Consider the following 26,153-nt stretch of genomic DNA (forward strand, 5'->3'; position numbering starts at 1 on the left):
ATTAATCTTCCAATAGGTATTCGACTTTGTATTTGAGAGTTTTCAGGGAATCTTCTGTGAACAACAACATGAGGTCGCAATTTATATCGTGGTCCTCAATTCCATAGCTGATTTCTATCGCCAATGTACGTTGCCAACGCGAGCGGTTGGCCGAGACCAATTCTTCAACTTCACGATGCTGACCGAGCACCACTGGGTGGCCTTGGGAAAAACCCACATCAAGCTGCTTCGCTAAGCCGGTAAGTACCGAGCCCACTAAAATATTGCTGACATCCATTAATAGTTCGAGCTCGACCGCATCGGTGATCTCCCCCTCATAATTCATCAGTGAAGCAATTTCTTTAAAGCTGGAGTCATTAAGCAATAACAACGCCTCGCCCGAGGTCCCCCCACCAATAAAGCCCTGACAGATGCCTGAGGTTGCCGCATTTTGGTCGATTGAGCGAAGTGCCATTGCCAGCTCATTCACTTCAAGTACGTTTACATTAGGAATAGGCAGCTTTACGAATACATTAAGTAGCCGCGCGAGCAAGTCACCCGCTTGCCCCATCGCCACATTGGTGATCTCTTGATAAATGTCACGAATATCCGGGTCAAGCTGTTCCCCGAGCTGCAAGGCTAAACGTTGGCGTGCCGCCTTATCTTTTATGCCGTGCTGATCAATAATTTGCTCTAATTTGTTGGCATCGCACGGTTTGGCAATGAAATCAATCGCACCAAGCGCAAGGACACGCTCGTGCGCTGTCGGTTGGATATCACCAGAGACCACCACAACGAGCACCTGAATATTACGCTCTTTGATGGCCTGCAAGACTTGATAACCATCCATGCCTGGCATGTTGAGGTCTAGAAACAAGATTTCCGGTGAGAACGACTGCAATTTATCTAGGCAGTCTTCGCCGTTGACGGCGTATTCCAGTTTTATTTCCCAATCTTCGGGTAGGGATCGGGCTAACTGCCTGCGAGCAACTGTGGAGTCATCACAAATTAACACTGGTGTTTTCATGACAGGCAGTACCTCACTCGCATGATCGTTGAATGGTGGTTAGTCGTATCGGAATGCGTTGTTATTGTTGTAGATCGCAAACTAGCCTGTATTAATGTTAATAAAAGATAACAATAAACACAATTTAAATATCCACCGCCGCTATATCCTTTTGTACTGGCGTATAGATATAATAGTTCATAGGATTTTGCAGAAAATAGAAAAGAGAGCGTTATGTTTAAGAAATTAGCACTGTGCACCCTGTTGACCTGCAGCACTGTGGCGCTAGCTCAGCAAAGCGAGACTATCAATACCATTGATGCTGGTAAAGTCACAGCCCAAGGAAAGCCTGTCACCCTGTTAGGAAAAGGAGTCAAAGTGGGTGATGCCGCACCGGATTTTCGTACCGTGAATGCCCAATTTGAACCACGCAGCTTAAATGACTACCAAGGCAAAGCGGTTCTATTGAGTGTAGTTCCGAGCTTAGACACTGGCGTGTGCAGTATTCAAACAAAGCACTTTAATGAGAAAGTGGCCAGCGAATTCCCTCAAGTCGCTATGTTAACTGTCAGCACTGATTTACCTTTTGCGCAAAAACGTTATTGCGCCGCAGAGGGAATTGACAAGCTAGAGACTCTCTCAGATGCAGTATGGCGAGATTTCGGTGAGCAGTATGGTTTACTTATCAAAGATATGGGCTTGCTTAGCCGTGCCGTATTGGTGTTGGGTAAAGACCACAAAGTCATCTACAAACAACTCGTTAGCGACCTATCCAAAGAGCCTAATTACGATCATGCGATCAGAGCACTGAATAGCTTATAGACTCGGTTTTATTGGTGATAGTAAAAAGGCGCCTTACGTGGCGCCTTTCGTATTACCAATTCTGCAATTGCTGCTGGGCTAGCTCAGCCAGTAAGGCGATATGAGCCTCGCTATCATTAAGCGCGGGAATGTAGTCTAGGCTCTCGCCTCCCGCCTCTTTGAACACTTCGGCGTTTTCCACGGAAATCTCTTCCAAGGTTTCTAAGCAGTCTGCAGCAAAAGCCGGGCAAACCACCTGCACTGTTTTCACCCCTTGCTCTGGCAACGCTTCCAAAGTTTCATCGGTATAGGGTTTTAACCACTCTTCAGCACCAAAACGCGATTGGAAGGTCATCATCCATTGCTCATCACTGAGCCCCAACTTGGCTGCTGTATTTTGCGCTGTAGCCTGGCAATGCTCAAAGTAAGGATCGCCTTTTTTAACACAGCGCTTAGGAATGCCATGAAAAGAGAAAATCAGTTTATCCGCCTCGCCATGCTGAGCGCGGTAATCAGCAATAGATTGCGCCAATGCATTAATATAGCTAGGCTTCTCGTAGTAGTGCTTAAGGAAACGAATTTCCGGTAAGTTACGCACGGTTTTTAGATGCGCCATCAGCTTGTCGAATACCGCAGCCGTGGTTGTCGCAGAGTACTGCGGATACAGTGGCAACACCGCTATCTTGTCGATGCCACGCGCCTGCATATCTTTAATACGGCTAGCGATGCTGGGGTTGCCATAGGTCATGGCATAGTCGACGTGAATGGCCTCTCCCGTCCCTTGTTCTAAGTGCTGCCGTAAGGCGATGCTTTGTTGCTCGGTAATTGCGCGCAGCGGCGAGCCTTGCTCCTGCCATATTGATGCGTATGCTTTAGCCACCTTGGGCGAGCGAATAGGAAGAATGATGCCGTTGAGAATAAAAAACCACACAGCTGGCGGTATCTCTACGACGCGAGTGTCGGATAAAAACTCGCGCAAATAAACACGAACGGCTTTTGACGTGGGCGCATCAGGGGTACCAAGATTAACTAACAGCACCCCGTAACGGCTGGCGCTTTGCGATAAAGCAAGTGACATAGCAATGAAGTCCTAAACGCTAAATTAAAAGTGATTATACTTTGAAAACAATCGCTAAGATCAAAAAAAACCGCCTTCAGGCGGTTTTTTTAGTGCGGGGTTAGCCTAGCAGTTCGGCTAACTGCTGGCTGACTGCTTCAACAGCTTGGGTACCATCGAGTTTATGGTACTGAGTGTTGCCAGCAGCCGCTTCTTTTTGATAATAATCAACTAACGGCTTAGTTTGCTCGTGATATATAGCAAGACGTTTGCGTACTGTCTCTTCAGTATCATCGTCACGGATGATCAAATCTTCACCGGTCACATCATCTTTGCCATCCACTTTAGGTGGATTGTAAACCACATGGTAAACACGACCAGAACCTGGGTGAACACGACGTCCGCCCATACGCTCAACAATGACTTCATCAGCCACATCGAACTCAATCACGTGATCGACATCGATGCCATTTTCTTTCATTGCATCGGCTTGAGGGATGGTACGTGGGAAACCATCGAGCAAGAAACCGTTTTCACAATCAGCCTTGGCGACACGCTCTTTTACAAGACCAATAATAATCTCGTCAGACACAAGTTGTCCGGCATCCATCACCTTTTTCGCTTCTAAGCCAAGCGGTGTGCCCTCTTTAATAGCTGCGCGCAACATATCGCCGGTAGAGATTTGCGGAATGTTGTATTTGTCCATTAAAAACTGAGCTTGCGTGCCTTTACCTGCACCGGGTGCGCCTAATAGGATGATGCGCATAATTGATTCCTCGTGTCTGAGTTGGGGTTACAAAATAAACTCAAATTTTTTCACATGGGCCGACGTTACTCAAGGGTAAAGAGATAAAACTTTGGTCCAATTTTCATATTCGTGTAATAACTGAACAAGCAGGTACAAAAAAGCCCAGCAATTGCTGGGCTTTTTCACGCTTTATGCGATTTATGCGTCAGCATCACGCTGAGCTTTTAAACGCGCCAGACGGCCCACTTGGTGAGTAGACGTTAGGAACGAATAAATAGGCGCTAAGTAACCGCGCTTGCGAAGCTCTAGGAAAGCTTCGTCGCTTAGCTCATTTAACTTTTTCTCATCAATTAGATAGATACCTGAGATATCTTTCTTTTCGCCTTTGATATCCACAGTCAGCGTTTGTGGTACCAATAGCTCTTTATCTGCAAGATACTGAGTGAAGGTTTCAGTCACACCTGAGAATTCAATGAACGACACAAGTGCATCTTTACGACGCTTCAGGTATTCAGTTTCTTCGCCATTTTCAAACAGTGCATTACCGTCTTCCTCGCCTACCAACGGGCTAGCTTCATCGATAACTACACCGTACTGCTCTTCTTCTGGGTGCTTAACAAGACCTAGCGGATAGCGAGTCACAGCTAATGGGGCAAAACCTGCTACCCACTGATCGCCATCTACAAATAGGTTTTCACCTGGTTCAAGTCCAAAAATCGCTACTGCTTGGAATTTACCAGTTTCATTATTTTTAACGAATGCCATCGGAAATTCGTTAGCAACACGACCAAACTCGTGAGCAACTACAGGAACGAGGTGCTGAGTTTTCAAAAATTCTAGGTTAATGCCATTTTTGATTTTTGTGTTGGCATGTTTTTCGTTATGCAAAGGCTGCACTTGTTGCTCCGCCATATTACTGCTCCATTAATTTTACGTATTTGTTACTTATCTAGTGGCACTAAGGCTAGCGGTTTTACTAGGAAAAAGGAAGTGAAAATTTTGTGGCAATGGAACATCGCATTTGACTCTAATTGATTTTGGCTAACATAATGCTGTCTAACCCGTTACAAGCTAAAACCAATGTATACACTGAATTTAGATTACCAAGCGAACGTCATTGCAATTCCTGCAACCAATGAAAGCGTGGTCGTCGTTGATGACTTCTTAGCTAACCCTGAACAAGTCATTCACTATGCCAAAACCACCGCATACTTTAACCCTCCGGGAACGGACCGCTCTTTTTATCCAGGTAAACGCGACAAAATGCCTTTACCCTATAAACGCGCGCTATCAGAATTACTCAATAGTCTGCGCGACAGAGGAGTGTTGCAACTTGACGGTAAAGTAGATATTTACAGAAACGAGTTATCTCTGACCACGGTGAAAGAGTCTCAACTTTCGCTCTTTCAAAAAGCCCCCCATATCGATAGCTTAGATAATAAAGACTATGCAACCGTGCACTATTTATGCTCTGAGCAACATGGCGGCACCTCCTTTTACTCCTACCGGCCAACGGGGATGGCGCAGTTTAGTGATGACAACGCTGTCAAAAACATGCTTAAATCAATTCAGCATCATGCACATAGTTTTGATGGTTATATTCAGGGCGACTCTGACCTTTTCGAGCGAGTACTGAGTGTGCCGGCGAAATTCAATAGAATCATTATTTATCAGGGCAATATATTGCACAGCGCTGATTTAAAGGGACAACATAATCAGCAGGATGATATAGATAATGGTCGCCTGAGTGTCGCTTCCTTTTTCTACTTAGAATAAAAAATAAAGGAATAAGAATGAAAGATTTATCACGTGTTATTGTCGTTGGCGGTGGCACTTCTGGCTGGCTTAGCGCAGCCTACTTAGCCAGTAGTTTTAAGCGAACCGGACGAGATATTAAAGTCAGTATTATTGAGTCAGACACTATCCCCACAATTGGCGTTGGCGAAGGCACCTTCCCTACTATCGTCAATACCTTGTATGAGATTGGCCTTTCTGAAAAAGAGTTTATCGCTGAGTGTGACGCCAGCTTTAAGCAAGGTGCTCTTTTTAAAAATTGGCTGTATAACCCAAACGACAAACCTCATGCCTATTACCACCCTTTTGATCCCCCCGCCAAACCAAAAGGCCTTGATTTGAGCGCATATTGGGTGAGCCGAAAACATCAAGGCACGATGCAACAAGATTTTGCCCACGCGACGTCGGTGCAGTCATTCCTGTGCGACGAAAACCTCGCACCTAAGACACCCGAGACGGGAGAATATGCTTGGCTTGCCAAGTATGCATACCACCTCGATGCCGCAAAGCTGGGTCAATTACTCAAAAAGCATGCAATGAACAAGTTACAAGTTGAGCATATTGTTGCAGATATTGAGCAAGTAGAGCTTGATGAGCAAGGTTTCATCGCGCACTTAGTTGATAAGCAGCAACGCCAGCATGACGCTGATTTTTTTGTCGACTGTACGGGCTTCTCCTCTTTGCTGTTAGCAAAAGCTTTAAGGGTGCCTTTTGTTGATAAGAGCCACTACCTCACAGTCGATACCGCCGTTGTGTTACCTGTGGAATATGCCGATGCCGAGACCCCTATCACGACCCATACGGTGTCCACGGCGCAAGACGCCGGATGGATTTGGGATATTGCCTTACAAAATCGCCGAGGCACCGGTTATGTTTACAATTCACACTACTGCTCCAAAGAGCAGGCTGAGAAAACCTTGTGCGATTATCATGGTATTGCCCATGATAGTGAGAAGCGCTATCGTCATATCAGCTTCAAAACCGGCTATCGAGAAAAATCGTGGGCCAAAAACTGCTGTGCTATCGGTTTTTCCAGTGGCTTTGTCGAGCCTTTGGAAGCAACCGCTATAGCCATGGTTGAGGCGGGAGTGCGCTCTCTTGCCGCCCGTTTCCCTGCAACTCGAGAAGCAATGCTCGAGAGAGAAAAACAATACAATCGTATTTTCACATCCCGTTGGGACAACATTATCGATTTCATTAAGCTGCATTATTGTCTCACCAAGCGCGATGATACCCCTTTTTGGCGAGAGCAGAAAAACCCCGAGACCATTCCTGCCTCACTACAGGAAAAGCTCAAGGCTTGGCAGCATTATGGTATCACCGATGGCGACTTACCCTACAAATACGACCTGTTTACTCTCGCTAGTTGGCAATACATTCTCTATGGATTAGAGTTTTTACCTGACTACGTTGAAAAAGCGCCAATCAACGAGGAGATCATCGATAAGGCATTTGCCTCAATCGCCGCACAAAAACGCAGTGCCGCAAGCAAGCTCTTGTCAAACAGAGCATTGCTCGAAGCGTTTGGTGCGTCGTGTAAAAGCTAAATTTTCTGCAGCCCATGTTGGGCTATATTGTTAAGCAAGGCTCGGTGCTTAGGCAGCTGCTTTAGCAGCTGCTCACCATAGCTTGTTAGCATAGCAATCAACTCTTTATGCTCAGGCTTGGCAACTAAATGAGCGCATGGCTTAAAATGCATACCATAAAGAATGTACAAGTAGTTCTCTAGCTCAAACACCTCATATTTAGAGTTAAAGTCAGACTTTTTAGGGACTTGGTATTGCCACAACGCAAGACGTTCTTTGAGCACCACAGACATGCTGTCAGTTGACTTCATTGCCCGCCAGAACGCAGAGTCTTGACGATCTGAAAGATAATAGTGCAATTGGATAAAGTCGACGACTCGGCGCCATGCATAATCGACAATTTCGTTATACTTCTTAGCGGCTAACGCTAGCGCATGATGCTGCACTGGCAAATTCTCGGCCAACAGCTTTGCACTAAAGTCAGTCAGCAGAATGGAGGTAGCCTCTAAAGGCTCAACAAAGCCTTGAGCAAGCCCTAAAGCCACACAGTTCTTATGCCAAGCCCGCTCAGCGAACCCCGCTTTCATGTCAATTTCCCGTACTTTTAAGCCAGATAACGGCTGACCTAAATAACGTTCAAATTTGGTATATGCCTGCTCTTTTGTTAAGTAGTCACTGGCATACACAAAGCCGGTCCCACGTCGTGTGGTCAGGGCAATGTCCCATATCCACCCTGCCTGATGTGCTGTGGCCAGCGTGTAAGGAGGGATCGCATCATCTGCAGAGGTCGGGACTTGGGCCGTAATGGCTTTATCAATCGGCAGCTGATCACTTACATCCACTGATTTAACGCCCAAGGCTTGTCGATGCAAAATGCTCGAAAAGCCACTGCAATCAACAAAAAAATCGCCGCTGACTTGGCCACTATCGTCAGTTTGCAGCTCACTGATGTAGCCTTCATCATTGCACTTTACCGCTGTAACGTTGGTTTTCAATAACTTCACGTTGAACCGAGATGTGGCATTGTCCTTTAATAGTTGGGCAAACTTGAGCGCATTAAGGTGATAGGCATAACTGGCGTGGCCAGTGTATTGCGCTTGAGTTATCGCCTTAGGGCCGACACCGTGCTCACAGAGCATGTGTTGAAACGAAACGGTTTCGGCGAATGAGGCGGTTGTTGTGTCACTGAGCCAAGTTTGCGTGACATCTTGATTATTTGGAAAGGGGTATTCGAACAAATGATGATAATAGTTGTGTTCACCATGGTGGTGTTTATCAAGCCAGTTTATGAACTTTATTGATTGTTTAAACGTCGCATCGCACTGGGTAATAAAGGTTTGCTCGGAAATACCAAAACTTTGTAAGGTACTGACCATCATCGGCACAGTGCCCTCACCGACGCCAATGGTTGGAATATTAGGTGACTCAATTAAGCACACCTCAATATCGCTGCCTAATAGTCTCTTGCCAATGTGATTTGCAGCCAACCAGCCAGATGTACCACCACCGACAATAACGACTTTTCTCAATTTTTTCATTTTCAAACTGCCACTTGCCTAAACAAAAAACCCGAGCATGAGCTCGGGTTTTATCAACAATATCGCTTTAGAAGCGGAATTGTAAACCAACAGAGTAACGCGACTCACCCTGATAATTATACGCTGGGTATCCACGACTGAAGCGTGGGTTATCAGTGTCAGTCCAGTTTTGGTGGTTACCAACCTGGATGCTGTCTTCCTCTAGAAGGTTTGTAACATCGGCGATAATAGTGAAGTTTTCGTTGATATCGTAACTCGCACTTAAGTCCAATGTTCCAAAGTCTTCATGTAGACGACTACCATAGAAACCCGTTTCACGAATCATGTACTCTGAACGCCAAGTATAGGCCGCACGTAATGATAGTGCGTCGGTCTCATAAAACGCGACTGTATTCACTGTGTGCTCTGATGCATCAGAGAATACAGAGTTGCCATCTACGAAGTTCTCTGCATTGGCATCTGAATCAGAGTAAGTGTAGTTTACAACAGCCCCGAAACCGTTATCAAACGTATGCTGCAACTGGAACTCTGCACCATAAATGGTGCCACCGTCACCGTCTGTGTACGTTTCTACACGCCAGTTGTCGGTGTTTGTTCCTGGGTCAACGATACCAATACTTTGACCTGGTTGTTCTGTATTTGTGGTAAAGGTGTCAACGTCTTTCCAAAAGAAGCTACCTGCAATTAAGCTAGACGGTGCGTAGTAATACTCAACACCAACATCAGCTTGGTTCGCTTTAAATGGGCTCAGTGACGGAGTCCCTTTGGTGACCGACTGGTTGTTATCGTCGTTGTCGTCATAACCTGCTAATGCAGCGTTACTGAACATGTCATTGTAGTTTGGACGAGAAATAACGGTCGCAGCAGATACACGTAAGATCATGTCTTGAGAAAGGTCATAAGCCAAGTTAAAGCTAGGTAAAACCTCTGAATAGTCATGCTCTTCAGTTGTTAAAGCTGTCGAATAACCATTATTAAATGCATGCGTTGGGTCGACAAAACCAGGTGCTAAAGCATAGGCTTGCGAGGTTGCTTCAGTTGACACGTAACGTAAACCGAAGTTACCACGGAAATTTTCACCTGAGTAATTAGCCATTACATAGGCAGCAACCGTTTCTTCGTTTAGTGATGCATACCCTGAGCGTTCACGAGCCCAGCTTTCGATGAACTCTTGAGTATAAGCAATCATCTCAGCGCCATCACCATTAGGGATAGAGATATCGCTCATGCCAGCATCAATTCGGCCATCGGTGAAGCGGTCAGCATCAACGATTTCAGCCTCTGCAGCACCATCAAAGTTCAAGTTGGGACGGTTTTTGTCACGAACAACATCGTGATCGGACCAACGTAAACCGGTTTTAATTGACGTGATGTATTCAAAGTCTGTTTCGAACTCTACATCTACCTGTGCATACGTTTCTTCATCCGTACGCGGCTCATTAACAATCGCGCCCGGCTGTAAACCTTCCCAGCCAACGTACTCGCCAGCCGCAGGCAATGGATAAGATTGGTCTTCGGTATCAAAAATCCAATTCGTGCCCGTGCCATCAAGTGTGCCTACCGAGCCGCCTAGGCCCGAAATATAAGCAACGTTGGTTTCAAAATTGGTACCACCCGTGGCTTCTGATGTGCCCACTTGAACTTCAACCGTGAAGCCATCGCCTAAGAACTTCATGTCTGCGGCAATCAGTTCAGTTTCCATTGTTGCGTTACGTGGACGCACGTCCCAATAGCTGTTTGCACCTAAACCTGTGTCATCAAACCACTGTTGCGATGAAGTACAACGCTCTGGCACACCATCGGCATTCAGCGCTTCGCAGTTAGACGTATCTTGTGGGATCCATACTTGGTTATTTACGCCATCAGCACCCAACTCAAGGTTCATATAGTGTACGCCGAACTCAAGTGCATCAGTTGGTGCGTATTGAAGCTGGATATCATAGGCTGTGCGCTCACGCTCTTGCACAAAAGCAGTTGGCGCAATACGACCACCCCAAATAGGTAACGCCTCATCACCGCGACGTTCCAGTGTATAGTCCGATTGTGCAACAGAAATTAATGCACCAAAATTCTCAGCTTCGTTTTTCCAACTGACTAACCCAGAAACGGTTGGATCGATTTCATCTGACTGACTAGAACCCGAACCTTTAACGCTGCCAAAAATAGTCATTGGCTCTAAATCTAGAGGCTTGCGGGTATTTACGATTACAGTACCGCCAACACCACCTTCTAACAGGTCAGCTTGCGATGACTTGTATACTTCCATATCAGCGATCATTTCTGGTGGAAGCATAGAGTAGTTGAAGGTACGGTCAATGGCTTGTTGTGAATACCAGCCTGTAGAGGCCACATTCTGACCATTTAGCGTGGTTAATGTCAGCGAGTTTGACGCACCACGGATAGAGACGGCTGAACCTTCACCAAACTGACGAGAAACAGTAACACCAGGCACACGACCTAGAGCCTCGGCAAGGTTATTATCAGGAAATTCACCAATGTCCTCTGCTGACACCGCGTCTACCACGGCATTAGCAAAGCGTTTGGTATTCATTGACGCTTCTAATGAGCGGCGGATACCGCGCACTTCAATTACTTCAACATCTTCTTTTGCTTGAGTTTGTGCATCAGCCGCTACTGCTGCGCCGGAAAAACCAGCACCCATAGCAAGGCCGATATTCACTGCTAATAAGCTTTTTTTAAAATTTTTAGCTAACACAGGATTCCCCTTGAATCATTTTGTTGATTTTTTTATCACTTCTGCCCAGTGATGATGACAACGCTGTCATCTACTAACAAACCATACACCCTAAATTACAATTTCGCTACATCTTTTTGGCTTTTTTGTTTAAAAAAACCGCGAGTTAATCTTTAACTCTATGATTTAGTGAACATTTAATAGAGGTGAATTTAGCTCTGCTAGTGTGAAATCGAGATGAATATAACACAAATGTGACAACAAAAGTAAAGCCTAATTGGCAACTTGGTTTCTGATTAAGGTAAATAAGAGGGCAGTTTTGATTCTACTTACCGCTAAGTGAGCGACTAAGTACCTGTAAAAGTAAGAATAATTTTAAAATGCTTAAAGTATCCCCTGTTCTACTCCCATTTGGATAACTTTAACAACAACTATTCTCATAGCACTATTTTTATACAAAAGATAATAGTTGAGCGGCGCTTTAATACAGAGCATCGGGCAGAAGCGTTTGTATCTTTTCAAGGGTCACAATTAATTATCAATAACAATGACAGCGCTGTCATTGTTATTCTATGCAAATATTCTGCTGCCGTCTAGTGCCCACTGCAATTAAATCTATATTTGCTTACAAAAACTTGGGGGCACGATTTTGCAGCCTTTGATTTGCGCCTTCTAGCAGGATACCAAAAGCTAAACTGTCAGCCATTTAGCTTACATCCCTAAAAAACAAAAGCGCGGCTATTGCCGCGCTTTTGTTATTCATTATTGATAGTCATACGGTTAAGGAGCCCAATACACCTCGAGCTCAATATCGGGATGCTGCAATATTGCTCGCAGTGGCATCTCTGCAACATCTCCTTGCTGCTTAGCCGCTTTATAAGTTGCAAGCTTCTGCTCACCACTGATAAGTAACTTCACGACCTTTGATTGGGCAATAGCATGCACCGTTAATGTCATTCGTTCGGTAATCGCTCCTGTCACCTCACTTTCAATCGCATTAATAGCACATACCAGTTGCTCGGCTTGAAGCCCAGTTTCTAAACCCTGCGCGTGCGGGAAAAGAGACGCAGTATGGCCATCCGGCCCCATGCCCAAAATGGTTACATCATAAGGGCGGTGCACTTGCTGATAGTGCTGCTCACATGCTTCAACGCCTTGCTCAGCAGTCGGGGCTGCGTTTTTCATGGTGATAAAGTTAGCGCGCGCAGCCTTATTTTGTAGCAAGGTATCGTTGATGAAAGTCTCGTTACTTTTCTCATGGCTGGCATCAACCCAGCGCTCATCAACCATAGCAACATCCACTTTGTGCCAATCAATATCAAGGTTTGATAGGTACTTATAGGCGGGAGCCGGCGATGAGCCGCCAGATACCATCAGCGCTGCACGGCTATTATCAGCTAAACCTTGGGTTAAGCGCTGCTCTAGTGACTCGGCTAAACTGGCGGTCATCTGCTCTTTGGAATCAAAGAAGTGTTCTGTAATATTCGCCATTACGCGCCCTCCCCGGTATTAAACCAACGGTGGTTATTTGTTGCTAGAAGCTCATCTGCATCATCTGGGCCCCATGAGCCAGCTCGGTATAGGGACGGGATCCCTTTTTCCTGCCAACGTTCGATAATAGGATCAATCCATTTCCATGCTTGACGCACTTCATCACGATGAATAAATAGCGCTGGGTTATTGGCTGCCGCATCCAACATTAAGCGCTTATAGGCATCTGAATGGAAACCCTTTGAGTAGGTTTCTGAAAGCTCGATATTTAACGTAACAGGCTCTAGTTGCATTTCTAGATTGTCTAAACGCTTAGACATCAGCGTAAGTTGGATGCTTTCCTCTGGTTGCAGGCGGATCACCAGGCGATTAGGCTGGATAGGACCAACATCTTGCTCATACACATTGTGCGAGACCGGCTTGTATTCAACAACAATCTCCGCACAACGCTTATGCATACGCTTGCCTGTGCGCAAATAAAATGGCACGCCAGCCCAACGCCAGTTATCGATATGCGCTTTGATAGCGACAAAGGTTTCTGTCGCGCTTGAGCCTTCACCCAGTTCTTCTAAATACCCCGGTACGAGTTTACCATCGAGATCGCCTGGTACATATTGGCCACGTACGATATTTTCATCGACTTGCTCACCCACCAACGGCCTTAGCGCCTCAAGCACTTTTAATTTTTCAGTGCGAATGGAGTTCGCATTGAGCTTATGCGGCGACTCCATCGCCACCAAGCAAAGTAATTGTAACAAGTGGTTCTGCACCATATCACGCAGCGCGCCGGCTTTATCATAGAAGCCCGCACGGCTTTCAAGGCCCACCGTTTCCGAGATGCTAATTTGAATATTATCAATCGACTTGGCATCCCATAAATTCTCAAACAAAGAGTTAGAGAAGCGCAACGCCATCAGGTTTTGAACCGTCTCTTTGCCTAAATAGTGGTCAATACGGAAAATCTGCTCTTCACTGAAGAATTGTGCAATTTTCGCGTTAATCTCTTCTGCCGACTTACCACAGTAGCCGATGGGCTTTTCAACCACCACACGCGAGGTATCAGTAATCAACTCTTTAGCAGAGAGAATTTCACAGCAGGTGCCATACACTGCTGGCGGCAATGATAAGTAGAATACACGTGATTTATCTGCTTCGTGCTCATCTAAAATCGTTTTTAGCTCATCCCAATGACTGTCCGCCTCGGTCACATTGACAACGACTGGCACTAAGAACTCTGCGAACGCCTTCCAATCTTTGGCATTGTACTCACCTTTGGCCAAGTACTCTTTCATTGCTTTGTGAGCGGTATCAATATATTCGTCACGTTTATCTGCGCCACGAACAGTGGGGAGGATGCGTGTCCCTTGTGGTAGGTTCCCTTCCTGATAAGCGCGATACATCGCCGGAAGCAATTTGCGCAAGGCCAAATCGCCACCGCCGCCAAAAATGATAATATCAAAAGGATTTAGCATGATTTACTCTCTACCTGTTTGGTGCCCATTTCGTGTGGATGCAGATTCACACCCTAGGGGCTGCTCTCATCGGCTATCTATCGAGCCAATAATACTTGTTATTATGAGGACAGTATAACCTTTCGCGGCTCTATCCTGTGACAGTTTTCACACTGACATCGATGAATACGAAGTCAGCGGCCAAATCCACCTAAATGAAAATGGCAAAGCTCCGACACAGTTTTCGTGTTATCGGAGCTTTAAAATAAATGAGTCTTAGGGTAACCATACGTCCTCTCACAAACATACAGGCCCTAAAGACTCCAGCGCTACCCGTTCAAAGGTATTCTTTTGTGCTGGTCCGTAAAGGAAATAGAGTCTTAGAGGGTCAGTAAAACCACACTGCCCCTCTAAGCCCTCCAGCGCTACTCGGCTGTGCTGCCTAGGCAGCAAATTCAGTTTATCGTTTACTTTGATAATAATTCATTAATCCGGCTGTCGAACTATCGTGATCGCCGACTTGGCCATCGCTCAGCTCAGCTTCAATGCTTTTAGCCAATCCTTTGCCTAATTCCACACCCCACTGATCAAAAGAGCAAATTTCAAGGATGATACCTTGGACAAAAATTTTGTGTTCATACAACGCAATGAGGCGGCCAAGTCCTCTCGCATCCACGGTGTCTAACAGTATCGAAGAAGTAGGACGATTGCCTTGATGTACTTTGTGAGCAACCAATTGGTCAATTTCCTCGGAGCTGACCCCTTTTGCAGTAAGCTCATCGCGGATTTGCTCAGCGCTGACACCATTCATCATGGCTTCGGTCTGCGCAAAAAAGTTCGACATCAATACACGATGATGCTCACCCACTTCCACTTGCGGCTTAATCGAGCCGATAAAATCTGCCGGAACGATGGTGGTGCCTTGGTGTAAATATTGATAAAACGCGTGCTGACCATTTATTCCAGTCATGCCCCAAATAAGCGGGACTGTGGTGTAATTAACGCGAGAACCGGAAAAATTAACTGACTTACCGTTACTTTCCATTTCCCCCTGCTGTAAATAGGCGGGGAGCATATGCAATGCTTGGTCATAGGGTAAAATAGCTTGCGCCTTATGGTCTAAGAAAGTGGTATTCCAGACACTTAATAGCCCCATCAGCACTGGGATGTTGTTCGCCATTGGCTGGTTTTTAAAGTGTTGGTCAATTTCAAATGCCCCTTCAAGTAACTCGATAAAGGCATCGAAACCTAAATATAAAGCGATAGGTAAACCAATTGCGCTCCACATTGAAAAGCGACCACCAACCCAATCCCACATGGTAAATACATTCTCAGGCGCAATGCCAAATGCAGAGGTTTTCTCTAAATTGGTGCTCACAGCAACGAAGTGCTTAGCAATTGCACCCGCTTCGCTCGTAGCATCTTGTAACCATTGCACCGCTGTTTGGGCGTTGGTCATGGTTTCAGAGGTGGTAAAAGTCTTTGAGGAAATAACGAACAGTGTGGTTTCAGGGTCAACCGCATCCAGTACTTTCGCAATTTGTACACCATCGGCGTTGGAAACATAATGTACGTCTAGGGTGTCATCGGCAAAGCTTGCGAGAGCCTCAGTGGCCATTTGTGGACCCAGGTTTGAGCCACCCACGCCTATACTCACAACATGGCGAATAGCCTTGCCGCTAAATCCGAGCCATTCACCTGAGCGCACTTTGGCAACAAAAGCGCGCATTTTCTCCAATTCAGTCTCGACTTGCTCGCTCACATTTTCACCATCAACGATAATCGCCGATTGGTCACGGTTGCGCAGCGCGCTATGCAAAACGGCGCGCTGTTCGGTAAAGTTAATTTTTTCACCCGCGAACATCTTGTCGCGCCACTGCGCTAATTCACAGTCCTCAGCCAAACGAAGTAAATCGTCCTTCACCGGCTGGTTAATTAGCTGCTTAGAATAATCGAATAAAATGCCAGGAGCCTGAACGGAGAAAGTGTTGAAACGCGCATCATCGTTTGCAAAAAGCGTTTTCAAATGGGTGTTTTGTAATTCCTGAGCGCGCTTTTCTAGGCTCTGCCAGCTCGCTAGTTGTGAACGACTTGCTACCATTTTATACTTCCTTTAAGTCCTTGCTTATGGGGCTATTGTTACTATCATTAGCGCTAGGTAAAAATACGAAAGGCTCGCTGTGAAAAAGTGAATTGTCAGCGAAGATACTTTTTTACCTGCAAATATACGAAATTCAACCTAATGGCGTTAACACTAAGTTAAAATGACAACGCTGTCAATCTGCTAATTTGCGATTTTAGTGGAGGGATCATAGCGCATAATTTCGTCTTTGACACCGGTATCATGAGGAAAATTTAAAATTTTCTCTGCTATTTGCATTTAACTTTAGATACACTCATGGAGAAGCATGGCTATGTATGCGTTTTAAGCGATGTAAATGCTCTACAGCAACGCCAAAGCGATTTCATCGGCAAGGAAATAATAGAGCACGCTTAAGCAAAACAGGTCCACCGCGATAGTGACCTCTGTGTCTGCTACTCTTAATGACAACACCTGTGTGCCAACACAGACATAATAAGAAAAGAACATGAAAGTAACGATAAATGATGTCGCGAAACTAGCTGGTGTATCAATGAAAACGGTTTCGCGAGTAATAAATAACGAGCCGTCCGTGCGCAAGAAAACGCACGATATCGTTATGGCCGCTGTAAACGAATTAAACTACCAACCTAACCTAGCTGCCCGCAACCTTGCAGGAACATCCTCTTATGCCATTGGCCTAGTGTATGATAACCCCAACGCCTATTATGTAATTGATATGCAAAACGGGGTATTGTCTCACTGTCGAAAGGAGGGTTATGAGTTGGTCATTCACCCTTGCAGTTATGCCGATAGCACTATGCAAGAAGAACTAAAAACCATGATCAAGCGCTCGCGTATCGCAGGCCTAGTGTTAACCCCACCCCTTTCAGAACAGCAAGCATTGATTGATATGCTCGATGAGATGGGTATGCATTATGTGCGCATTCTCTCTGGCCGTGGTGATAGCGAACAGACTAGCCCGTGTATATATGTAAATGACTACGCTGCTGCATACGAAATTACGTCTCACTTAATAAGTTTAGGACACCGTAACATCGCTTTCATTTGTGGTGATCAAGGACACAAATCAACCACCGAACGACTCGCTGGTTATGAGCAAGCCTTGCAAGATCATAGTATCAAGGTGCGTGAAGAGCTAATTTATCGCGGCGATTACTCATTTGAATCTGGCGTCAATGGTGCTAAAGCACTGCTTAAAGAAGGGAACCGTTTGGATATCAGTGCGGTGATGGGTGGTAACGATGAAATTGCAGCAGGCGCACTCTTTGCAGCGCGGCTTATGGATATGGCTATTCCCGATGAGTTATCGATCACGGGGTTTGAAGACTCGCCCTTCTCCAAACAAACTTGGCCAAAGCTGACCACCGCGCATCAGGATAACGATGTTATCTCTCAGCACGCCGCACGCTTGCTTTTTAGTAAGACTCGGGGAGCCCGTAATCAAGATAAAGAAATTATCCGCACTTTCACCCCCTCATTAGTGATGCGCGACAGCTCAGGCCCATTGAGCTAGGTAAACGCCATAAAAGCGGTGCTCGTCACCGCTGTATTGTTCGTATAAGCCCTTACAACTGTTGTGAAATGACCGAGAAATAAGGATAATACGCGGGTTCTTTTCAGTTTTTTGGGTAGCTATGACGGAATATCTCTTACTGCTCGTCAGTACCGTGTTGGTAAACAATTTCGTGCTCGTACAGTTTCTTGGACTATGCCCCTTTATGGGCGTATCAAGTAAGCTGGACACCGCCGTGGGCATGTCTATGGCCACCACCTTTGTATTGACGCTGGCCTCCGTCACCAGCTACCTGGTTAATCAATATATTTTGCTGCCCTTAGAGCTCACCTTTTTGCGTACTATGAGTTTCATCTTGGTGATCGCCGTGGTGGTGCAGTTTACCGAAATGGTGGTGCAGAAGACTTCGCCGACGCTCTATCGCTTGTTAGGTATCTTTTTGCCGTTAATTACCACTAACTGCGCCGTACTCGGCGTTGCCCTGTTAAATATCAAAGAGCAGCATAGTTTTGTTGAATCTGCCGTATATGGCTTCGGTGCTGCCGTTGGTTTTTCTCTGGTACTGGTTTTATTCGCCGCCATGCGTGAGCGTTTGGCCGGTGCCGATGTACCCGTGCCATTCAAAGGTGCAGCAATCGCTATGGTAACGGCGGGACTTATGTCGATGGCCTTTATGGGCTTCAGCGGATTGGTAACGTTTTAATATGACCTTATTTTATGCCTTAATCGCCCTGGGTGTACTGGCCCTTATTTTTGGCGTGATCCTCGGTTTTGCTGCTGTGCGCTACCGAGTTGAGAGCGATCCTGTTGTCGAGCAAATTGATGCCATTTTGCCACAAACCCAATGCGGTCAATGCGGCTACCCTGGCTGTCGCCCTTATGCCGAAGCCATTGCCAACGGTGATGATGTCAATAAATGCCCGCCAGGGGGTGAAGCAACTGTTAAGAAGCTAGCCGACTTAATGGGGGTAGAAGCGAAGCCACTCGCCGGTGGCGAGGAAGCAGAGCCAGAGAAAAAAGTTGCCTACATTCGCGAAGACGAATGCATTGGCTGCACTAAGTGTATCCAAGCATGCCCGGTCGACGCCATTGTTGGGGCAACACGTCAAATGCATACCGTACTCAAAGATGAGTGCACTGGCTGTGATTTGTGTGTTGAGCCCTGCCCGGTGGATTGCATTGATATGATTCCTCTAGCGCAAAGTAAACAAACGTGGAAATGGCAGCTCGATGCCATCCCCGTGACTCAGATAGATTAAGAGGTGTAGTGTGGACTCTTTATTATCACGTATTCGTCGCGGTGAGTTATGGCAAAGCCCTGGTGGCATTCACCCGCCTACCCATAAACATAAAACGAACTCGCTCCCTATTCACAGCTTACCGTTGCCCGAAAAACTGGTGTTACCTATCAAACAGCACATTGGTGCTGAGGGGCAGTTATTAGTAAACGCAGGTGAGCAGGTATTAAAAGGCCAGGCTCTCACTCGCCCCAATGCCAATTGGTCAGTGCCGGTGCATGCACCAACCTCGGGGCGTATAGTGGATATCACGCCTATGCCCTCGGCGCACCCTTCAGCCATTCCTGAGCTGAGTATTATTATTGAACCCGATGGCCAAGAGACTTGGTGTGAGCTTGTGCCTCACCCTAATTATCAGCAGCTTACCGCCGAGCGACTAGTTGACATCATTCATTATGCTGGTATTTCTGGCATGGGCGGTGCGGGTTTTCCGACCTATGTTAAAACCGCAAGCAAACAGCCAATCGATATTTTGATTGTTAATGGCGCCGAATGTGAACCTTATATCAGCGCCGATGATGTGCTTATGCAAGCGCACAGTGAAGAAATCGTACGCGGTATCCATATCATCCAGCACTTACTGGGCCCTGAGTTGACTATCATTGGTATTGAAGATGATAAGCCGAAGGCCATTGAGGCGATGACTCAGGCCTGCGCCGACTACGACAATATTATCGTCCGAGCGATTGAAACCAAATACCCTTCGGGCGGCGAAAAGCAGCTTATTCAGATACTCACCTCTAAAGAGGTGCCTGCTGGCGGGATCCCCGCCGATATCGGTGTGCTGGTACAAAATGTGGGCACCTTATATGCGATACAGCAAGCTGTCGAGCTCGGCAAGCCGCTGATCGAACGCGTTGTCACCCTTGCAGGCGAAACCCTTGAGCAACAAGGTAACGTCTGGGCTTTACTGGGAACGGAAATAAAGCATTTATTAGCTTTCCAAGGTTTTAATCCTGAGCCAATGCAGCGCGTGATTATGGGTGGGCCAATGATGGGCTTTACCTTGCCCAGTGTGCGCATACCTGTAGTCAAAACCACCAACTGTATATTAGCTCCCAGTAACCAAGAAATGCCAGCGCCCGGTGATGAGCGCGCTTGCATTCGCTGCAGTGCCTGCGCAGATGCCTGCCCTGCTAGCTTATTACCCCAGCAGCTGCAATGGTTTGCCAAAACCAAAGAGTACCAAAAACTCGAAGAACATAAGTTATTTGATTGTATTGAGTGCGGTGCTTGCGCTTACGTATGCCCAAGTGAAATTCCGCTGGTACAGTATTACAGAGTCGCAAAAGCTGAAATTCGCGAACAACAGATAGAGCAAGTAAAAGCTGAGCGTGCACGCGAACGCTTCGAAGCGAGAAAAGCACGCTTAGAGCGCGAGCAAGAAGAGCGCCGTAACCGCCACAAACGGCCCAGCCGAAGCGCCGCTAAAAGCAGTGAAAGTAAGGAAAAAGTGGCTGAGGCCCTGGCTCGCGTGAAAGCAAAGAAAACAGAGCCAGGTGATAACAAGGCAAAAGTCGCCGAAGCTATTGCCCGCGCCAAAGCCAAAAAAGCGCAAGGTGAAGCGCCTGAGCCAGATAACTCAGAGGTTGCTCAAGCTCGTGCGCAAAGAAAAGAGCAGGCTCGTGCATACAAGGCACAAAAACAACAGCCTGAGCAAACGCCAAGCGCAACAGCGGATGACAAAAAAGCCGCAGTCGCCGCTGCTGTTGCTCGTGCCAAGGCGAAAAAAGCCCAGCAAAGTGAACAAAGTGATAGCCAGCCCACAGCCGCAGAAGATAAAAAGGCCGCCGTAGCCGCTGCTATTGCCCGCGCCAAAGCGAAAAAGGCGGCAAAAGCCGATGCATCTACGCAGCAGCCCGACGAGGCAGCTGAAAATGTCGAAAGCGAGACCGAGGCATCCTCTGCTGAGGATAACAAAAAGGCCGCTGTGGCCACTGCTATTGCTCGCGCCAAAGCGAAAAAAGCGGCGAAAGCCGATGCATCTGCGCAGCAGCCCAATGCTGCAGCTGAAAGTGCCGAAGCCGAAGATAGTGGCGTTCCCCCCTCCCCTGAGGATAAGAAAAAAGCCGCTGTGGCCGCCGCAATAGCCCGGGCCAAAGCCAAGAAAGCCGCCCGAGAAGCCGATGCAACTACGCAGCAGCCCGATGGGGCAGTTGAAAGTGCCGAAGCCGAAGATAGTGGCGATCCCCCCTCCCCTGAGGATAAGAAAAAAGCCGCTGTGGCCGCTGCAATAGCTCGCGCCAAAGCGAAAAAGGCGGCAAAAGCCAATACAACTACGCAGCAGCCCGATGGGGCAGATGACAGTGCCGAAGGCGAGACCGAGGCATCCTCTGCAGAGGATAACAAAAAAGCTGCTGTGGCCGCCGCAATAGCTCGCGCCAAAGCCAAGAAAGCCGCCCGAGAAGCCGATAAAAACGATGATGAGGAGTCATCATGAAGCTCAATATGATGAGTTCACCTTATAAGCACAGCCATAAATCAGTCACGCAATTAATGCTTTTGGTGGCGCTCGCGGCGCTTCCAGGCATTGCCACACAGTGGTATTTTTTCGGCGCGGGTGTGGTGGTGCAATTAGTTTTAGCCTTAGTGTGCGTGAGTGTATTCGAAGCCGCTATGCTGGCGATTCGCGGGCGTAAAATTTGGCCAACCTTGCAAGATGGCAGTGCTTGGCTCACGGGACTTCTACTGGCTATCAGTATTCCTCCCCTCGCCCCGTGGTGGGTTATTGTCATTGGCTGTTTTTTTGCCATTGTCTTTGTTAAGCAGCTCTATGGCGGACTGGGCTTTAATTTATTTAATCCGGCCATGGCAGGCTATGTGCTACTGCTTGTCTCCTTCCCAGTGCAAATGACCTTATGGGTGCCCCCGAGCGAGCTTATGCAGCACACACTAAGTTTTAGCGATGAGCTGTCACTCATCTTCACACACTATACCGAAGCCGGCTTTAGCCTCGAACAGATCCGTGTCGGTGTTGATGGCGTTACCATGGCCACGCCACTGGATACCCTACGCACCGATATTAGCCATGGCCTAACTGTAGCCGAGAGCATGGAAAAACCTGTGTTTGGCGAGTACGCTGGGATCGCTTGGCAATGGGTCAACATGGCCTATCTCTTTGGTGGCGTGTTATTGCTACAACAACGCGTAATCAATTGGCACACTCCGGTGGCGATGCTCAGTGCCTTGGCTGTGTGTGCAAGCATCGGCTATATCTTCGACTCGGGCAACCAACCTGGGCTGGCATTTCATATGTTAAGCGGGGCCACTATGCTCGGTGCGTTTTTCATTGCTACCGACCCGGTTTCGGCATCAACCACGAATCGCGGCCGGTTAATTTATGGCGCTGCCATAGGCGTTATTGTGTATCTTATTCGTAGCTTTGGTGGCTACCCCGATGCCGTCGCCTTTGCGGTGTTACTGATGAATATGGCAGTGCCACTCATAGATCATTACACCCAGCCTCGTACTTATGGTCACGGAGCAAAATCATGATTATTTCTTCGATGGCGAAAAATGGTGGAATTTTAGCTGCATTCGCGCTTATAACTACAGGTGCTGTGACTTTAGTGCAGCAATACACCGCGCCCAAAATTGCGATCCAAGAGAAAAAGCAGTTACAAGGCTTGTTACAACAAGTGTTGCCGGCATCGCAATATGACAACGACCTTTATTTAGACTGCACCACCGTCAATACCCCGCAGTTAGGCCCGCGTGAGAGCTACACAGTGTATCGTGCTCGCAGGCAAGGTAAGGTCATCGCCTTAGTGCTACAAAGTACCGCCGCCAATGGCTACAGTGGCAATATAGATATGATCAGTGCTGTTTATCCTGACGGCACCGTCAGTGGAGTGCGAGTTACCAAACACAACGAAACCCCAGGGCTTGGCGATAAAGTAGAAACTAAACGCAGTGATTGGATTTACTCGTTTGCCAATAAGCAAGTGCAAGGCGCAGACGATGAGCGTTGGGCAGTGAAAAAAGATGGCGGCATGTTTGATCAGTTCACCGGCGCAACCATTACTCCTCGCGCAGTGGTGACAACAGTGAAAAGCACCGTTTTATATGCACAACAACACTTTGACACGCTCGCAACAGCAGACAATCATTGCTTAGCTGAGGAGCAATCATGAGCCAATATAAAACCTTATTTAAAGAAGGTGTATGGGGCAACAACCCGGCGCTAGTGCAATTACTGGGCTTGTGTCCGTTGCTGGCAGTCAGCAGCACAGTCACTAACGCACTGGGGCTGGGAATAGCGACATTACTGGTATTAGTGGGCTCTAATGTAACAGTCTCTCTGGTGCGCCAATGGGTGCCTAAAGATATCCGCATTCCCGTGTTTGTGATGATCATCGCCGCGTTTGTAACCATTATCCAATTGCTGATGAACGCTTTTACCTTTGGTTTATACCAGTCGTTAGGCATTTTCATCCCTCTGATAGTCACTAACTGTGCCATTATCGGCCGCGCAGAAGCGTTTGCTTCTAAAAACAATGCGTTATTAAGTGCATGGGATGGGCTCATGATGGGCCTGGGCTTTGCCATGATCTTAGTGCTCCTGGGTGCCATGCGTGAACTCATTGGTCAAGGTACCTTATTCGATGGCGCCGACTTACTGCTGGGGCCATGGGCGCAAAGCCTGCGTCTAGACATTATTCACTTTGACCACCAATTCTTGCTGGCCATCTTACCTCCGGGAGCATTTATTGGTTTAGGCTTGCTGATCGCAGCTAAAAATCTCATTGACGCGCAGCTTAAAGCCAAACATGCGCCTAGCGCTGAGGAAGTAAAAGGTCCACGAGCACGCGTGACCAGTTTAGATTAAGCTCGTTTTAACGACATACAATCAAGGGGCAACAATGAACAAAGATAAGCGCCGACTCATCCTTGAGCGGTTGCGCGAAGCCAATCCGCACCCAGAAACAGAGCTGGAATATAGCTCTCCTTTTGAGCTCTTAGTGGCAGTGACTTTATCTGCACAGGCCACCGATGTCGGGGTCAACAAGGCGACCAGAAAACTCTTTCCGCGTGCCAATACGCCACAAGCAATCTTGGATATCGGTCTTGAGGCACTGCGTGAGAGTATCAAAACCATCGGCTTATATAATTCCAAAGCCAATAACGTGTACAAAATGTGCGAAATTTTGGTGTCACAACATGGCGGGGAAGTCCCTGAAAACCGTGAAGCCTTAGAAGCGTTACCCGGCGTTGGTCGCAAAACCGCAAATGTCGTGCTTAATACCGCCTTTGGCTGGCCAACCATTGCCGTTGACACCCACATTTTCCGGGTCTCTAACCGTACCAAGTTTGCTATGGGTAAAGATGTCGTCGCGGTGGAACAAAAGCTAGAAAAAGTCGTGCCGAAAGAATTTAAGGTTGATGTACACCACTGGCTTATTCTCCATGGCCGCTATACCTGCGTGGCGCGCAAACCGCGCTGTGGCAGCTGTATTATCGAAGACTTATGTGAATTTAAAGACAAGACTGAGGTAGCATAAATGCGTTTATTACACACCATGTTGCGTGTTGGCAACTTAGAGCGCTCGATCGAGTTTTATACCAATGTACTGGGTATGAAAGAGCTACGCCGTGCCGACAACGAGCAATACCGCTACACCCTCGCCTTCGTCGGTTATGGTGAGGAGAAAGACACTACCGTGTTAGAGCTTACGTATAACTGGGATGAAGATAGCTACGATCTCGGCAATGCTTATGGCCATATTGCCATTGAGTATGACGACATTTACCAGGCTTGCGAGCAAATTCGTGCCGCCGGTGGCGTAGTAAGCCGCGAACCGGGTCCGGTAAAAGGAGGCACGACAGAAATAGCCTTCGTTAAAGACCCTGATGGCTATGCAATTGAACTGATCCAGAAAAAGGCTGATAACAGCTTTTAAGCTACGCTCCTGAGTCAAGGTTGTCCCTTGGCTCCTATCCTTCCCATAAACCACGCTTTAATGCGCACTTCTGTGGCAAGAAAAGAAAAAATAACGGGAATTTTTTATAAGCGATGAATATTAATAGCTATGAAGAGATGGTGTTTTTCAAGTGAGTACTTGAAGAAAGTGGCGTCCCCTAGGGGATTCGAACCCCTGTTACCGCCGTGAAAGGGCGGTGTCCTAGGCCTCTAGACGAAGGGGACGCAGAATTGGTTTAGCAAAGTGTACTTTGCTTATTCTGCGTAAGATGAGCTTGAGCCCGCGAAAGCGAATGGCCTTATTCATCCAAGCAGAACCTGTACGAGCAACAAGCTCACTACATTCTGTGTCACTAGGACTGGTTATTTAAACTCTTACCATACGAGTAAAGTGGCGTCCCCTAGGGGATTCGAACCCCTGTTACCGCCGTGAAAGGGCGGTGTCCTAGGCCTCTAGACGAAGGGGACACAAATTTCGCTATCGAAGTACAACTTCGATAAATTTTTGTAAAGGCTGAGCCGAACCAGTGAGGAGAAGCGGCCTTAGCAAAAACGCTGAATTTAATGTCACTAGGACTGGTTATTTAGACTCTTACCATACGAGTAAAGTGGCGTCCCCTAGGGGATTCGAACCCCTGTTACCGCCGTGAAAGGGCGGTGTCCTAGGCCTCTAGACGAAGGGGACAAAAATTTCGCTATCGAAGTATAACTTCGATAAATTTTTGTAAAGGCTGAGCCGAACCAGTGAGGCGAAGCGGCCTTAGCAAAAACGCTGAATTTAATGTCACTAGGACTGGTTATTTAAACTCTTACCATACGAGTAAAGTGGCGTCCCCTAGGGGATTCGAACCCCTGTTACCGCCGTGAAAGGGCGGTGTCCTAGGCCTCTAGACGAAGGGGACACAAATTTCGCTATCGAAGTATAACTTCGATAAATTTTTTTGAAGGCTGAGCCGAACCAGTGAGGCGAAGCGGCCTTAGCAAAAACGCTGAATTTAATGTCACTAGGACTGGTTATTTAAACTCTTACCATACGAGTATCACACCTAAACATTCGAAGTTTAGCCTACCGAGATAGAAACGTGTGTTGCACTATAGAATTTGGTGGAGCTAGGCGGGATCGAACCGCCGACCTCTTGCATGCCATGCAAGCGCTCTCCCAGCTGAGCTATAGCCCCAAACAGCTTGAGATAAACTGCCAAACTTGCGGTGTTCATCTCGTTGAGTGCGGG

Annotated in this window: 21 protein-coding genes and 5 tRNA genes; 12 read left to right on the forward strand and 14 right to left on the reverse strand. The window is 47.1% G+C overall.

Annotation, left to right across the window (positions count from 1 at the left end):
- Nucleotide 1: 1 nt before the first annotated feature.
- Nucleotides 2-1,006, reverse strand: coding sequence for a response regulator (locus FIU82_RS09875; RefSeq protein ID WP_152440981.1), 1,005 nt, complete (start codon nt 1,004-1,006; stop codon nt 2-4).
- A gap of 213 nt (nt 1,007-1,219) precedes the next feature.
- Between FIU82_RS09875 and tpx the strand changes: the two genes are divergently transcribed.
- Nucleotides 1,220-1,807, forward strand: a complete 588-nt coding sequence (gene tpx / locus FIU82_RS09880) for a thiol peroxidase (protein WP_152440982.1) — start codon at nt 1,220-1,222, stop codon at nt 1,805-1,807.
- Between the two features lie 52 nt (nt 1,808-1,859).
- On the opposite strand, the gene hemH is transcribed toward tpx, so the two are convergent.
- The 3 genes from hemH to FIU82_RS09895 all read right to left on the reverse strand — a co-directional run bounded on the left by hemH (nt 1,860) and on the right by FIU82_RS09895 (nt 4,503).
- Nucleotides 1,860-2,864 (reverse strand): ferrochelatase, encoded by a 1,005-nt coding sequence (hemH, locus tag FIU82_RS09885; RefSeq protein WP_022946157.1) that lies wholly within the window; start codon nt 2,862-2,864, stop codon nt 1,860-1,862.
- A 100-nt stretch (nt 2,865-2,964) separates the two neighbouring features.
- The gene (adk, locus tag FIU82_RS09890) at nt 2,965-3,609 is read right to left on the reverse strand and encodes an adenylate kinase (protein ID WP_022946156.1); all 645 of its coding nucleotides are present in this window, start codon (nt 3,607-3,609) and stop codon (nt 2,965-2,967) included.
- A 180-nt stretch (nt 3,610-3,789) separates the two neighbouring features.
- Nucleotides 3,790-4,503: a SapC family protein gene (locus FIU82_RS09895; RefSeq protein WP_022946155.1), complete on the reverse strand. Its 714-nt coding sequence runs from the start codon at nt 4,501-4,503 to the stop codon at nt 3,790-3,792.
- Between the two features lie 168 nt (nt 4,504-4,671).
- On the opposite strand from FIU82_RS09895, the gene FIU82_RS09900 reads away from it, so the two are divergent.
- Both FIU82_RS09900 and FIU82_RS09905 read left to right on the forward strand, forming a co-directional pair.
- Nucleotides 4,672-5,367 (forward strand): DUF6445 family protein, encoded by a 696-nt coding sequence (locus tag FIU82_RS09900; RefSeq protein WP_152440983.1) that lies wholly within the window; start codon nt 4,672-4,674, stop codon nt 5,365-5,367.
- Between the two features lie 17 nt (nt 5,368-5,384).
- Complete coding sequence (locus FIU82_RS09905) at nt 5,385-6,932, forward strand: tryptophan halogenase family protein (RefSeq protein ID WP_152440984.1); 1,548 nt, start codon at nt 5,385-5,387, stop codon at nt 6,930-6,932.
- On the opposite strand, the gene FIU82_RS09910 is transcribed toward FIU82_RS09905, so the two are convergent.
- From FIU82_RS09910 to pgi, 5 genes are all read right to left on the reverse strand, one after another.
- A complete protein-coding gene (locus FIU82_RS09910) occupies nt 6,929-8,449 on the reverse strand; it encodes a tryptophan halogenase family protein (protein WP_152440985.1) in 1,521 nt (506 codons plus the stop codon). The genes FIU82_RS09905 and FIU82_RS09910 overlap by 4 nt on opposite strands.
- Before the next feature lie 67 nt (nt 8,450-8,516).
- Nucleotides 8,517-11,165 (reverse strand): TonB-dependent receptor, encoded by a 2,649-nt coding sequence (locus FIU82_RS09915; protein WP_022946151.1) that lies wholly within the window; start codon nt 11,163-11,165, stop codon nt 8,517-8,519.
- A gap of 759 nt (nt 11,166-11,924) precedes the next feature.
- Nucleotides 11,925-12,635, reverse strand: coding sequence for a 6-phosphogluconolactonase (gene pgl, locus FIU82_RS09920; RefSeq protein WP_152440986.1), 711 nt, complete (start codon nt 12,633-12,635; stop codon nt 11,925-11,927).
- The gene (gene zwf, locus FIU82_RS09925; RefSeq protein ID WP_022946149.1) at nt 12,635-14,107 is read right to left on the reverse strand and encodes a glucose-6-phosphate dehydrogenase; all 1,473 of its coding nucleotides are present in this window, start codon (nt 14,105-14,107) and stop codon (nt 12,635-12,637) included. Before zwf ends, pgl begins: the two co-directional genes overlap by 1 nt.
- Nucleotides 14,108-14,546: 439 nt before the next feature.
- A complete protein-coding gene (pgi, locus tag FIU82_RS09930; RefSeq protein WP_026111282.1) occupies nt 14,547-16,187 on the reverse strand; it encodes a glucose-6-phosphate isomerase in 1,641 nt (546 codons plus the stop codon).
- A 487-nt stretch (nt 16,188-16,674) separates the two neighbouring features.
- Here pgi and FIU82_RS09935 point away from each other — a divergent pair, with 487 nt between their 5' ends.
- The 9 genes from FIU82_RS09935 to gloA all read left to right on the forward strand — a co-directional run bounded on the left by FIU82_RS09935 (nt 16,675) and on the right by gloA (nt 24,901).
- Complete coding sequence (locus tag FIU82_RS09935; RefSeq protein WP_022946148.1) at nt 16,675-17,703, forward strand: LacI family DNA-binding transcriptional regulator; 1,029 nt, start codon at nt 16,675-16,677, stop codon at nt 17,701-17,703.
- A gap of 121 nt (nt 17,704-17,824) precedes the next feature.
- Nucleotides 17,825-18,406 (forward strand): electron transport complex subunit RsxA, encoded by a 582-nt coding sequence (gene rsxA, locus FIU82_RS09940; RefSeq protein ID WP_022946147.1) that lies wholly within the window; start codon nt 17,825-17,827, stop codon nt 18,404-18,406.
- 1 nt (nt 18,407) lies between these two features.
- On the forward strand, nt 18,408-18,962 hold the full coding sequence (gene rsxB, locus FIU82_RS09945; protein ID WP_022946146.1) for an electron transport complex subunit RsxB: 555 nt from the start codon (nt 18,408-18,410) through the stop codon (nt 18,960-18,962).
- A gap of 10 nt (nt 18,963-18,972) precedes the next feature.
- On the forward strand, nt 18,973-21,441 hold the full coding sequence (rsxC, locus tag FIU82_RS09950; protein WP_152440987.1) for an electron transport complex subunit RsxC: 2,469 nt from the start codon (nt 18,973-18,975) through the stop codon (nt 21,439-21,441).
- On the forward strand, nt 21,438-22,496 hold the full coding sequence (rsxD, locus tag FIU82_RS09955; protein WP_152440988.1) for an electron transport complex subunit RsxD: 1,059 nt from the start codon (nt 21,438-21,440) through the stop codon (nt 22,494-22,496). Before rsxC ends, rsxD begins: the two co-directional genes overlap by 4 nt.
- Nucleotides 22,493-23,134 (forward strand): electron transport complex subunit RsxG, encoded by a 642-nt coding sequence (rsxG, locus tag FIU82_RS09960; RefSeq protein WP_138547627.1) that lies wholly within the window; start codon nt 22,493-22,495, stop codon nt 23,132-23,134. Before rsxD ends, rsxG begins: the two co-directional genes overlap by 4 nt.
- Nucleotides 23,131-23,829 (forward strand): electron transport complex subunit E, encoded by a 699-nt coding sequence (locus tag FIU82_RS09965; protein ID WP_152440989.1) that lies wholly within the window; start codon nt 23,131-23,133, stop codon nt 23,827-23,829. Before rsxG ends, FIU82_RS09965 begins: the two co-directional genes overlap by 4 nt.
- A 34-nt stretch (nt 23,830-23,863) precedes the next feature.
- Complete coding sequence (gene nth / locus FIU82_RS09970) at nt 23,864-24,502, forward strand: endonuclease III (RefSeq protein WP_022944717.1); 639 nt, start codon at nt 23,864-23,866, stop codon at nt 24,500-24,502.
- On the forward strand, nt 24,503-24,901 hold the full coding sequence (gene gloA / locus FIU82_RS09975; RefSeq protein WP_022944716.1) for a lactoylglutathione lyase: 399 nt from the start codon (nt 24,503-24,505) through the stop codon (nt 24,899-24,901).
- Between the two features lie 169 nt (nt 24,902-25,070).
- Here gloA and FIU82_RS09980 read toward each other — a convergent pair.
- The 5 genes from FIU82_RS09980 to FIU82_RS10000 form a co-directional block, all read right to left on the reverse strand.
- Nucleotides 25,071-25,146, reverse strand: a tRNA-Glu gene (locus tag FIU82_RS09980).
- 167 nt (nt 25,147-25,313) lie between these two features.
- Nucleotides 25,314-25,389 (reverse strand) — tRNA-Glu (locus tag FIU82_RS09985).
- Between the two features lie 141 nt (nt 25,390-25,530).
- A tRNA-Glu gene (locus FIU82_RS09990) sits at nt 25,531-25,606 on the reverse strand.
- A gap of 141 nt (nt 25,607-25,747) precedes the next feature.
- A tRNA-Glu gene (locus FIU82_RS09995) sits at nt 25,748-25,823 on the reverse strand.
- Nucleotides 25,824-26,023: 200 nt separating this feature from the next.
- Nucleotides 26,024-26,099, reverse strand: a tRNA-Ala gene (locus tag FIU82_RS10000).
- Between the last annotated feature and the right edge of the window lie 54 nt (nt 26,100-26,153).

It is taken from the genome of Pseudoalteromonas sp. THAF3, assembly GCF_009363775.1.
Taxonomy (GTDB): domain Bacteria; phylum Pseudomonadota; class Gammaproteobacteria; order Enterobacterales; family Alteromonadaceae; genus Pseudoalteromonas; species Pseudoalteromonas ruthenica.

Coding starts and splice junctions, on each gene's coding strand:
- adk (WP_022946156.1), bottom strand. CDS start 3,609: ATGCGCATCATCCTATTAGGCGCACCCGGTGCAGGTAAAGGCACGCAA.
- FIU82_RS09935 (WP_022946148.1), top strand. CDS start 16,675: ATGAAAGTAACGATAAATGATGTCGCGAAACTAGCTGGTGTATCAATG.
- rsxD (WP_152440988.1), top strand. CDS start 21,438: ATGAAGCTCAATATGATGAGTTCACCTTATAAGCACAGCCATAAATCA.
- FIU82_RS09900 (WP_152440983.1), top strand. CDS start 4,672: ATGTATACACTGAATTTAGATTACCAAGCGAACGTCATTGCAATTCCT.
- hemH (WP_022946157.1), bottom strand. CDS start 2,864: ATGTCACTTGCTTTATCGCAAAGCGCCAGCCGTTACGGGGTGCTGTTA.
- tpx (WP_152440982.1), top strand. CDS start 1,220: ATGTTTAAGAAATTAGCACTGTGCACCCTGTTGACCTGCAGCACTGTG.
- rsxB (WP_022946146.1), top strand. CDS start 18,408: ATGACCTTATTTTATGCCTTAATCGCCCTGGGTGTACTGGCCCTTATT.
- FIU82_RS09875 (WP_152440981.1), bottom strand. CDS start 1,006: ATGAAAACACCAGTGTTAATTTGTGATGACTCCACAGTTGCTCGCAGG.
- FIU82_RS09965 (WP_152440989.1), top strand. CDS start 23,131: ATGAGCCAATATAAAACCTTATTTAAAGAAGGTGTATGGGGCAACAAC.
- FIU82_RS09910 (WP_152440985.1), bottom strand. CDS start 8,449: ATGAAAAAATTGAGAAAAGTCGTTATTGTCGGTGGTGGTACATCTGGC.
- zwf (WP_022946149.1), bottom strand. CDS start 14,107: ATGCTAAATCCTTTTGATATTATCATTTTTGGCGGCGGTGGCGATTTG.
- rsxG (WP_138547627.1), top strand. CDS start 22,493: ATGATTATTTCTTCGATGGCGAAAAATGGTGGAATTTTAGCTGCATTC.
- pgi (WP_026111282.1), bottom strand. CDS start 16,187: ATGGTAGCAAGTCGTTCACAACTAGCGAGCTGGCAGAGCCTAGAAAAG.
- gloA (WP_022944716.1), top strand. CDS start 24,503: ATGCGTTTATTACACACCATGTTGCGTGTTGGCAACTTAGAGCGCTCG.
- nth (WP_022944717.1), top strand. CDS start 23,864: ATGAACAAAGATAAGCGCCGACTCATCCTTGAGCGGTTGCGCGAAGCC.
- rsxA (WP_022946147.1), top strand. CDS start 17,825: ATGACGGAATATCTCTTACTGCTCGTCAGTACCGTGTTGGTAAACAAT.
- FIU82_RS09905 (WP_152440984.1), top strand. CDS start 5,385: ATGAAAGATTTATCACGTGTTATTGTCGTTGGCGGTGGCACTTCTGGC.
- pgl (WP_152440986.1), bottom strand. CDS start 12,635: ATGGCGAATATTACAGAACACTTCTTTGATTCCAAAGAGCAGATGACC.
- FIU82_RS09895 (WP_022946155.1), bottom strand. CDS start 4,503: ATGGCGGAGCAACAAGTGCAGCCTTTGCATAACGAAAAACATGCCAAC.